Below are 9,552 nucleotides of genomic sequence, written 5' to 3'. Positions count from 1 at the left end.
GCTATAACTCTAGTCATAGTTCATATTCAAGCTATAATGCTGCAGCAGGAGAGGAGGTATTGACCAAAATTTTAACCGATATAATAGATGCTCCGGAAAAATCATTAATTCTAATTGATGAGATAGATGCGGGATTGCACCCAAAAATACAAAGAAAACTAATGGAAGTCATTTATTATATAGCAGAAACAAAAAAGAGCCAATTTATAATAACCTCACATTCTCCAAGTATTTTGTCTTGTGTGCCACCAAAGGCAAGAATTTTTATTGAAAAAAATCATAATCAGCATTTTTCATGTAGCCAAAATATAAGCGTTAATGCTGCTATGAGCAAAATGGATTCTTGTATTTATCCTTTGTTTGACATATATTGTGAAGATGCAATTTCAAAAAAAATTATTCAAAAATTACTAGACGATTTTGGACAAGAATTTGATGCTAGGGTAATAAATATAATAGATTGTGGTTCTTGTCAAGATACATACGAATCATATTTGAGTTATAGAAAAACATACTGTAAGAGAAAAGTAAAATCTGGTTATGTTTGTATTTTAGATGCAGATAAAAAGAATGAAAAGCCTTATTGTGAAGATCAAGATATACACTTTCTTTTTGGCAATATAACAACAAAAAACCCAGAAAGTTTTTTGGTGGAAAAATATTTAGAATACAATCCGAATCCTAATATGAGCTATCATTTAGAAAATTCAAACAATCATATATTATTTAGCAAGATGCAAGAATTTGGCATAGCGTCCAATGAAGAGGAGGCCTTCTTGATATGTTGGAGTAGTTTCGAAAGCTCAAATTACTACTCTAAGTATTTAGGAGTACTAAAAGATTTTATTTCTAGCAAAATAGAGTATTTTACGAAAGAAAATTTATAATATGTTGATACGCTGACAAAGTTTTTAATATATGGTATTTCTAAGGAGAGTTTAAATTTACGATATTAATGGTGTAATAAAATATTATGTACTTATGTCGTTCAAGTACCTGCTAATTTTATTATTTTCGGCATTAGTTAGCCTTGCTTTGGGGTTGGATTGCAGCGCCAAGACCTATTGCTCGCAGTTTAGCAGCTGAGAAGAGGCGATGCGGTATTTGCGAGAGTGTGGCAGGGCACAGGAAGGCGATACTCAGCACACCGACGGCGATGGCGACGGCGTGCCGTGCGAAAAACAGCTTTGCGGTCATAATGGTCATAAATTTATCAGATTTTCTAGTGCGCGCGATGAAAAGAGCGAAGTTTCAAATTTAAAGGGCGCTGCCGACTCATGCGGTGCGAGAAAATTTAATGATAGCGTTATAGCTATACAATTTGCTTCATAGGTGTGAAATTTTATCCTCGGCGCATCTTTAAATTTATAATATAAAGTGCGCCGTCTAATGCTGCCATGCTCGCTAAATTCGCAACGTTCGATTAAATTTTAATTATAAGAGAGCCGGTAAATTTTACATTTAGCGGCTGTGTCGGTCGCTAGCTACCGAAATTTTAATCCGCAAACACCTCATAATATCCTTTAAATTTTTACCCGCCTTTACCTGCCGCAAATTTAAATTTCGCTACAATCGCTTTTTAAAATTTTGCGCCGAGCGCGCGCAAGAAGCTAAATTTAAAGGATCAAGATGGATTTTCAAATAGACGGCGCGGACGGCGCGGCGCGCGCCTGCACGATCCGCACGGCGCATAGCACGATCCGCACCCCCATTTTTATGCCGGTCGGCACCGTGGGCGCGGTCAAGGCGCTCGATGCGACGGACGTAGCGCAGCTTTTAGGCGCGCAGATCATCCTTGCTAACACCTATCACATGTATCTGCGCCCGGGCTCGCGGGTGGTGGCGGGCTTCGGCGGGCTGCACGGATTTACGAAATTTCCTCGCAGCTTTTTGACAGACAGCGGCGGCTTTCAGGCGTTTAGTTTGCGCGCAAACACTAAAAACGACGAGGGCGGTATAAAATTTAAAAGCCACATCGACGGCAGCATGCATTATTTCACGCCGCGCTCGGTGCTGGATACGCAGTATGAGCTAAACTCCGATATTATGATGATTTTAGACGACTTGGTGGAGCTGCCGCGCGAGCCGGGCGCACTTAGCAGCGATGATAGATCGAGGCTTAAAAAGCGTATCGATCTAAGCGTCGCGCGCACGATAAAATGGGCTCGCGAGGCGATAGATTATCACGAGGCCATGAAATCTCGCGGCCTGCACGCGCATCAAAATATCTTCGGTATCATCCAAGGCGGCACCGACCCGCAGGCGCGCAAATTTTGCGCCGAAGCGCTGTGCGAGATGAGCTTCGACGGGCTTGCGATCGGAGGGCTTAGCGTGGGCGAGAAAAACGAGCTGATGTACGACACGGTAGAGGCCATGATGCCATACGTCGATGCGGCGCGACCGCGATATTTGATGGGGGTCGGCACGCCCGAGGATCTCGTCGAAAACGTCGCTCGCGGCGTGGATATGTTCGACTGCGTGATGCCTACGCGCAACGCCCGCAACGGCACGCTATTTACGAGCTTCGGCAAGATCAGCATCAAAAACGCGGGCTTTATCAGCGATCACGATCCGATCGATCCGCACTGCGACTGCTACACGTGCAAGCGCTTCAGCCGCGGCTACCTAAATCATCTATTTCGCGCGCGCGAGCTTAGCTTTTACCGCCTTGCTAGCATTCACAATCTGCATTATTACCTGCGCCTTGCTGCGGATATGAGGGAGGCGATAATGTGCGGGCGGTTTGCCGAGTTTAGGCAGGAATTCTACGCCGCACGAAACGGGGCGCGAGATTAAATTTCAGCAGGCGAGGGCGCGGAATTTAGTGCGATAGTTAAATTTAGCTGCGGCGGCGACGGGGCGGAATTTTAATACGGTGCGCGCGGTTAAATTTAAACGCGGCAAAATTTGGCGATGAAATTTAATTAGCTGCGGAGCGAGGAGCTTGTAGCTTTAAATTTTATTTGAATCCGCGCTTAGATTTTTGTATCAATTAGAATTTTATTTTGGCAAAATTTTATTATGATAGAGCTGTGTCTTGAAATTTCGCTGTAGAATGCGATGTGAAATTTAGCTTTGAATTTCGCGCCGAATTGCGTGAATAAAATTCTGCGTCGATATGTGCTGAGCGCGCGAGATTTAAAGATGGAATTTAGCGGTAGGATTTTACAGACGCGATGTAAAATTACTATGGCTTTTATCAAATAAAAGAGAACATTGCATCGAAATTCGCAGGTATTGGTGTATTTTTGTAAGCGTGCGTTAACGCATATAAAAGACATATATTGCTTTAGGGCTTGCGATCTGCGCCTACAATTGCGGAATTTTATTGCGATAAAATTTTACTTTGATAAACTTCAAATCCCCGCTAAATTCTGTCTTCGTGCTAAATTTTGTGATGAAATTTTGAGTGGAATTCTATCGTAGTAAAATTTCATCGCAGCCAAATCTGCGGTAAAATTTTGTAAAATTATTTTTTAATCCGCCTTAGCATACAAAATCCAAGGAAATAAAGCGGCGACATAACGATAAAAATTATGATGTACCTCCACGCCGTGCTCGCAAAAAATAGCCCCGTAAGCTCCATAAATTTCATCGACGCGCCAGTATAGCGGTCGCCGATGCCGATGAAAATAATAGCCGCGAACTCCACGAGCAGCGCAGGAGCAAATAGGATCGAGCCTGCGGTTTTGAAAAACATAAACGCAAACGCCTTGAACTTATAATAAAACGAAATGAGCCCAAATCCGATCACGCCGCAGATGAAAATCTGCTCGAACTCATCCAACCCCAGGCTCTTATCCTGCAGGATCGTAGAGATGACGCACAAGATGATAAAGACGTTGTAATTCGCCATTTGACGCATTGGGTATTGATCGTGCGTCGCTATGGAGAGCAGGTTTATCGCGCGGTTAAGCGGCAGCAGATAAAATAGCGCAAAACTAAGGAAAATCAGCAGATCCATCACCATATAAACCGTATCTTGATTGACGTAGTCTTGGATCTGCGAAAAAGATAGAAATATGCTTGCGATTTGCGAGCGGAATATCAAAATAATGACTATCGGCACTATGGGCAGGATTATGGATTTAAGCCCCTCCTTACGGATAGATGAAGTATAAATTTTACTCTCGACGCTTTGCGTAGTGCGCAGATCGTCGGTTTGGACGAACTCAAATCCAAAGAATTTCGGTTTTTTTGCACTAGCAGGCTTGGCTTTGCGGTTAAATTTAAATTTATTAAATTTTTTTGCGACCTTCGTTTCTTTTACGGCAGATATATCGTTCGTAATATTTTCGGTGGAGCTTTGAAAGGATGGCGCTTCGGATATATTGTCTTCTCTAAAATCCTTATCGCCAAAAATTTCATCGTTTTGCTTTGCAGCTTCTTTTGGCTGTGGGGTTACTTTTTGCGCTACGCGGTCTTTGGATTTAGAGCCCTCGACGCGCTTTATATTTATCGCGCTGGATGCTAGCGTGTCGAAGCTTACCTCATCGCCGTCGGTTAGGCTAGGATCGCGCTCGCCTAGCATTTCGTAGCTATACTCGACCCCGCCCGTGGCGACTATGACATTTTCACCTCTAATAAATCCGATAAGTCTCATATACTAATATTCCCCGATTTTTTAATGAGAAATATTAGTCAAAATGAACTTAAAAAACGATTATTCTACGGTGACGCTTTTGGCTAAATTTCGCGGCATATCCACGTCATTGCCAAGTCTGACGGAGATTTCAAGAGCTAGAATTTGTAAAATTATCATCATCTCAAAAAACTCGCTCATCGCGTGGCTCTGCTCGTTCGTTTTGATAAAATCATCCGCGATCTCTGGTTCTTCCGGGCTGATGGCTAAAATATACGCATCGCGCGCGGCAAGCTCTTCGACATTGCTTTTGGTTTTTTCATAAAGCGTATTTTTAGGCATTAACGCGATCGTAAAAAGGTTGGAATCCGCAAGAGCGATCGGACCGTGCTTCATCTCGCCGCTCGGATAGCCCTCCGCGTGCAGATAGGAGATCTCTTTGAGCTTGAGCGCGCCCTCAAGAGCGAGCGGATAGAAAATATCGCGACCGATAAAGAAAAAGCCGTGTCCGTGCAGATAGTGCTTGCTCATACGGTAAATTTTATCCTGCAAGCCGTCTTTGATCTTTAAAATTTGCGGGATATGAAGCATCGCCGAAATTTCAGCGGAATTCGTGCGCGCCGAGATGACTTCGCGCAGATTAGCAAGATACACGACGAACATCCATAGCACCATAACCTGTGTCGCAAAGGCCTTCGTAGATGCCACACCCTTTTCGATGCCCGCGCGGGTGAGGATCACGCTGCCTGCCATGCGCACGATTGAGCTGTTATCGACATTGCAGATCGCAAGCGTCCTAAGACCGGCTTTTTTAGCGATATGCAGCGCCTCTAATGTATCGGCGGTCTCGCCACTTTGCGAGATCACGATAAATAAGGAATTCTTGTTTAAAAATGGCTCCTTGTAGCGGAATTCGCTGGCAACTTCTACTTTTGTGCGGATTTTAGCGATGCGCTCGAAAAGATACGAGCTTACGAGCGCGGCGTGATAGCTCGTGCCGCAGGCGCATAGCACGACCTCGTCGATACCCTCAAACATCGCCGCATCAAGTTCGTCAAATTTTATCTTACCGCCCTTGATCACGCGCCCCATCATCGCTTCGGTTACGACTTGCGCTTGCTCGTAAATTTCTTTTTCCATAAAAAATCTAAAGCCCTCTTTTTGCGCGTAGCCTTTATCCTTCGGAAGCTCACTAAAGGCGCAATTATGCGGTTTAGAGTTTTTAAAAATGTCTATTTGTCCAAGCTTGGCAACGCCGTAAATTTGATCGTCCAGATACGCAGCCGTATTCGCAAGCCCGATGAGTGGAGCGTCTGAGGAGCTAAAGAAAATTTCGTTTTTATCGTTTTTTGCGACAATGAGCGGAGCTGCGTTTTTAGCAAAGAAAATTTCTCCGGGTGCTGCCTTTGTGATCAAAAGCGTTGCGTATGCGCCTTTTAGTCGTTTAATTGTGGCTTCGTACGCCTTAAATGCGTCGTTACTAGCCTTGAAATTTTTTTCAAAAAGATGCACGATTACTTCGGTATCGGTCTGGCTTAAAAATTTCACGCCGTCCGCTTCGAGCTCGTCCTTTAGCTCGATGTAGTTTTCGATGATACCGTTATGCACGACGAAGCTAAAATCTCCAAAATGCGGATGCGCGTTAAGCTCGGTGGGCTTTCCGTGCGTCGCCCAGCGAGTATGTCCGATCGCAACGCCAAAGCCTTGCGAAGTGAAATCTTTCATCTTTTCTTCGAGATTATTAAGCTTGCCGACCGCTTTGAAATACTTTATATTCGCACTCTCGTCCATCACAGCAAGCCCAGCGCTATCGTATCCGCGATACTCGAGTTCCTTCAGTCCGTTTATTATGATTTTTTTCTTCTCTTCATTTCCGATGTAGCCTACGATTCCACACATTTTGCTTTCCTTATTTAAAATTTAGTGCCCATTTTACTACGCTATTTTAAATTAACGAAATTCGGCTCTAAATTTAGTCCGCTTATCCGTTTTGTAAGCAAAAAATTATATAATTAGCACAAAATTTGGCTTGGGAAATCGATGGAAATTTTAGAAAAACTACAATGCGGCGAGAGATTAAATTACGAAGACGGCGTGAAATTATGGGATTTGGATCTTTTCGATCTGGGCAAATTCGCCTTTGCTATTCGCAAAGAAAAAAACGGCAAAAACGTCTATTTCAACGCAAATCGTCATATAAATCCTTCGAATTTATGCGCAGATACCTGTAAATTTTGCGCATTTTCGGCGCACCGCAAGAACGAAAACGCCTACACGATGAGCGATGATGAGATCATGCGTATCGTGGACGAGACCGTAGCGCGCGGCACGAAGGAGATTCATATCGTAAGCTCGCACAATCCGTTCGTTACGCCGCAGCAATATTTGGGAATTTTCAAAGCGATAAAGCAAAAATATCCGCTTCTGCATATCAAGGCGATGACCGCGGCGGAGATTGATTACTGGCGGCGAAAGTGGAAGATGGGCTACGAAGAGACGATAGGGCTGATGATGCAAAGCGGCGTGGATTCGATGCCTGGGGGCGGTGCCGAAATTTTTGACGAATGGATCAGGGATAAAATTTGCAAAGGCAAGGTCTCAAGTGAGCAGTGGCTGCAAATCCACTCGCTGTGGCATGCGCGCGGGCGTCAGAGCAACGCCACGATGCTCTTTGGCCATATCGAAAACCGCGCTCACCGTATCGATCACATCTTGCGCATCCGCGCGCTGCAAGATGAGAGCCTCTCTCACGCTAACGGCGGCGGTTTCAACGCCTTCATCCCGCTCGTGTATCAGCGCGAGAACAACTATCTGGACGTGAAGGGCTTTTTGGGCTCGGTCGAAATTTTAAAAACGATCGCGATTAGTAGAATTTTACTCGACAACGTCGCGCATATCAAGGCTTACTGGGCGACCTCGACGTTAAGCTTAGCTCTTGTGGCGCAGGATTTCGGCGCGGACGATCTTGACGGCACGATCGAGAACGAAAGCATTCAAAGCAGCGCTGGCGCCGGCAGCAAAAAAGGGCAGAGTAAGCGCGATTTTATCGATATGATCAGCACCGCAGGCTTTGTGCCCGTAGAGCGCGACAGCTTATATAATCAGATCGAAATTTACGAATAAATTCTAAAGGAGGAGCAAGTGGAGAAATTCTTTCATCTCGCCGCGGCAAAAACGTCGGTAAGGCAGGAGCTTATCGCAGGGCTTACTACGTTTTTGGCGATGATTTACATCGTGCCGGTAAACGCTAACATTATGAGCATCGCAGGTATGCCGTTTGATGCGCTGGTTACGGCAACCGCGCTTATTACGATAATCGCGACGCTATTTAACGGGCTCTTTGCAAATACCCCCGTCGCGCTTAGCGTCGGCATGGGGCTAAATGCGTATTTTACCTTTGCGTTGTGCGTGGATGCGAAGATGCCGTGGCAGAGCGCACTTGGCATCGTAGCGATAAGCGGGGCGCTTTTTACCGTGCTTTCGTTTACCAATTTTCGCGTTTGGGTTATCAAATCTATCCCGCTTGATCTGCGTCGCGCCATAAGTGCGGGTATCGGCGCTTTTATCTGCTTCATCGGACTTAAGCAGATGGGTGTCATCGCGCCTAGTCAGGCGACGCTAGTAACTTTAGGAAATTTAAAAGATCTAAACGTTTTGCTTGGAATTTTAGGCTTAGCGGTCGTGCTTGTGCTTTTCGTGCTTAGAATCAAGGCGGCGTTTATCTTAAGCATTTTGATTACTTCGTGCGTTGCGTGGGTGGCTGGAATTTCGCCCGCACCGCATGGCATAGTAAGCGCGCCAAGCGGCATAACGCCGATATTTGCTAAGCTAGATATCCCCGGAGCGCTAAAGCTCGCGTTCGTACCTTTTATAATCACATTTTTCGTTACGCATCTATTCGATAGCATCGGCACTCTCACCGGCGTAGGAAACCGCGCGGGGCTTTTTGGAGAGAACAGCAAAGACGGAATGAAAAAACTATCTAGAAATTTAACCTCCGATGCAATAGGAAGCGTTGCGGGCGCCGTTATTGGCACGAGCACGGTCACCGCATTTGCCGAGAGCGCCAGCGGCGTGGAGGCGGGCGGCCGCACGGGGCTTACTGCGGTATTTTGCGCTATATTTTTTGTGCTGACGCTGTTTATGCTACCGCTATTTAAGGCGATCCCCGCAAATGCGATCTATCCGATCCTCGTAATGGTCGGGGTTTTGATGTTTAGCGAGCTTGGTAAGATCGATTATAGCGACGCTGGAATTTTAATCCCTGCGTTTTTTATAGTATTTTTGATGCCTTTTACCTACTCGATCACCAACGGCTTAAGCTTCGGTTTCATCGCATATATCGTAGTTAGGCTTGCTCAGCGCAGGATAAAAGATTTAAATTTCGGCGTTTTGACGCTTGGCGCGATTAGCGTTTTAGTATTTTTGATGCATTAAATTTTAAGGAAAGATATGAGATTTTATAGTTTTGACGAGATGGACCGCGACGCAAGAGTTATAGCAAAGCAGGTTAGGGACGAATTTATGCCCGATGCAATCGTGGCGATCGCTAGAGGCGGGCTCACATTCGGCCACGCGCTAGCCAATGCGCTTGATATGCGGACGATATTTTCGATAAATTCCATCCACTACGCGGATACTAAAAAGCTCGACACCATCGACGTTTTCAACGTGCCCGATCTAGAGCTTTACAAACGCGTGCTGCTGGTGGATGATATCATCGACAGCGGCGACAGCATGGTCGAGATCAAGCGCGTGCTGCTGGAGAAATTTCCGCAAATAGAGCTTAAAACGGCGGTGATTTTTTACAAACCCAAGGCGCTTATCCAGCCCGATTTTAAAATTTCAAAGACGGATGAGTGGATAAATTTCTTTTGGGAAAATTATACGATAGAGGAATGAAGCGGCGCGCGGTTAAATTTAGCGGCTAAATTTTAAAGGATTCGGCGACTTAAATTTTATGAAATTCC

8 protein-coding genes are annotated in these 9,552 nt (G+C 45.2%); 6 read left to right on the top strand and 2 right to left on the bottom strand.

Features of this window, described 5'->3' with window-relative positions:
* The 3 genes from Q0198_RS01215 to tgt form a co-directional block, all read left to right on the top strand.
* Positions 1 to 887, top strand: an 887-nt coding sequence (locus Q0198_RS01215) for an AAA family ATPase (RefSeq protein WP_297894095.1), incomplete at its 5' end; no start/stop codon positions are given.
* 208 nt (positions 888 to 1,095) lie between these two features.
* Positions 1,096 to 1,332, top strand: coding sequence for a hypothetical protein (locus Q0198_RS01210; RefSeq protein ID WP_297894092.1), 237 nt, complete (start codon positions 1,096 to 1,098; stop codon positions 1,330 to 1,332).
* A gap of 297 nt (positions 1,333 to 1,629) precedes the next feature.
* Positions 1,630 to 2,796 (top strand): tRNA guanosine(34) transglycosylase Tgt, encoded by a 1,167-nt coding sequence (gene tgt, locus Q0198_RS01205; RefSeq protein WP_297894090.1) that lies wholly within the window; start codon positions 1,630 to 1,632, stop codon positions 2,794 to 2,796.
* A 673-nt stretch (positions 2,797 to 3,469) separates the two neighbouring features.
* Here tgt and Q0198_RS01200 read toward each other — a convergent pair.
* Entirely contained in the window at positions 3,470 to 4,603 is a 1,134-nt protein-coding gene (locus Q0198_RS01200) for a hypothetical protein (protein ID WP_297894088.1), read from the bottom strand.
* A gap of 60 nt (positions 4,604 to 4,663) precedes the next feature.
* Positions 4,664 to 6,481 (bottom strand): glutamine--fructose-6-phosphate transaminase (isomerizing), encoded by a 1,818-nt coding sequence (glmS, locus tag Q0198_RS01195; protein ID WP_297894085.1) that lies wholly within the window; start codon positions 6,479 to 6,481, stop codon positions 4,664 to 4,666.
* 141 nt (positions 6,482 to 6,622) lie between these two features.
* On the opposite strand from glmS, the gene mqnE reads away from it, so the two are divergent.
* Genes mqnE through Q0198_RS01180 form a run of 3 tightly spaced genes read left to right on the top strand, consistent with a single transcriptional unit; the run spans position 6,623 to position 9,484 of the window.
* On the top strand, positions 6,623 to 7,705 hold the full coding sequence (mqnE, locus tag Q0198_RS01190) for an aminofutalosine synthase MqnE (protein ID WP_297894083.1): 1,083 nt from the start codon (positions 6,623 to 6,625) through the stop codon (positions 7,703 to 7,705).
* An 18-nt stretch (positions 7,706 to 7,723) separates the two neighbouring features.
* The gene (locus tag Q0198_RS01185; protein ID WP_177386696.1) at positions 7,724 to 9,019 is read left to right on the top strand and encodes an NCS2 family permease; all 1,296 of its coding nucleotides are present in this window, start codon (positions 7,724 to 7,726) and stop codon (positions 9,017 to 9,019) included.
* Between the two features lie 15 nt (positions 9,020 to 9,034).
* A complete protein-coding gene (locus tag Q0198_RS01180) occupies positions 9,035 to 9,484 on the top strand; it encodes a phosphoribosyltransferase family protein (RefSeq protein ID WP_005871628.1) in 450 nt (149 codons plus the stop codon).
* Positions 9,485 to 9,552: the final 68 nt, after the last annotated feature.

The organism is uncultured Campylobacter sp. (genome assembly GCF_938045205.1).
GTDB lineage: Bacteria > Campylobacterota > Campylobacteria > Campylobacterales > Campylobacteraceae > Campylobacter_B.
Note: the sequence above shows the minus strand (reverse complement) of the source record. Positions and strands in the feature narration are given on the sequence as shown.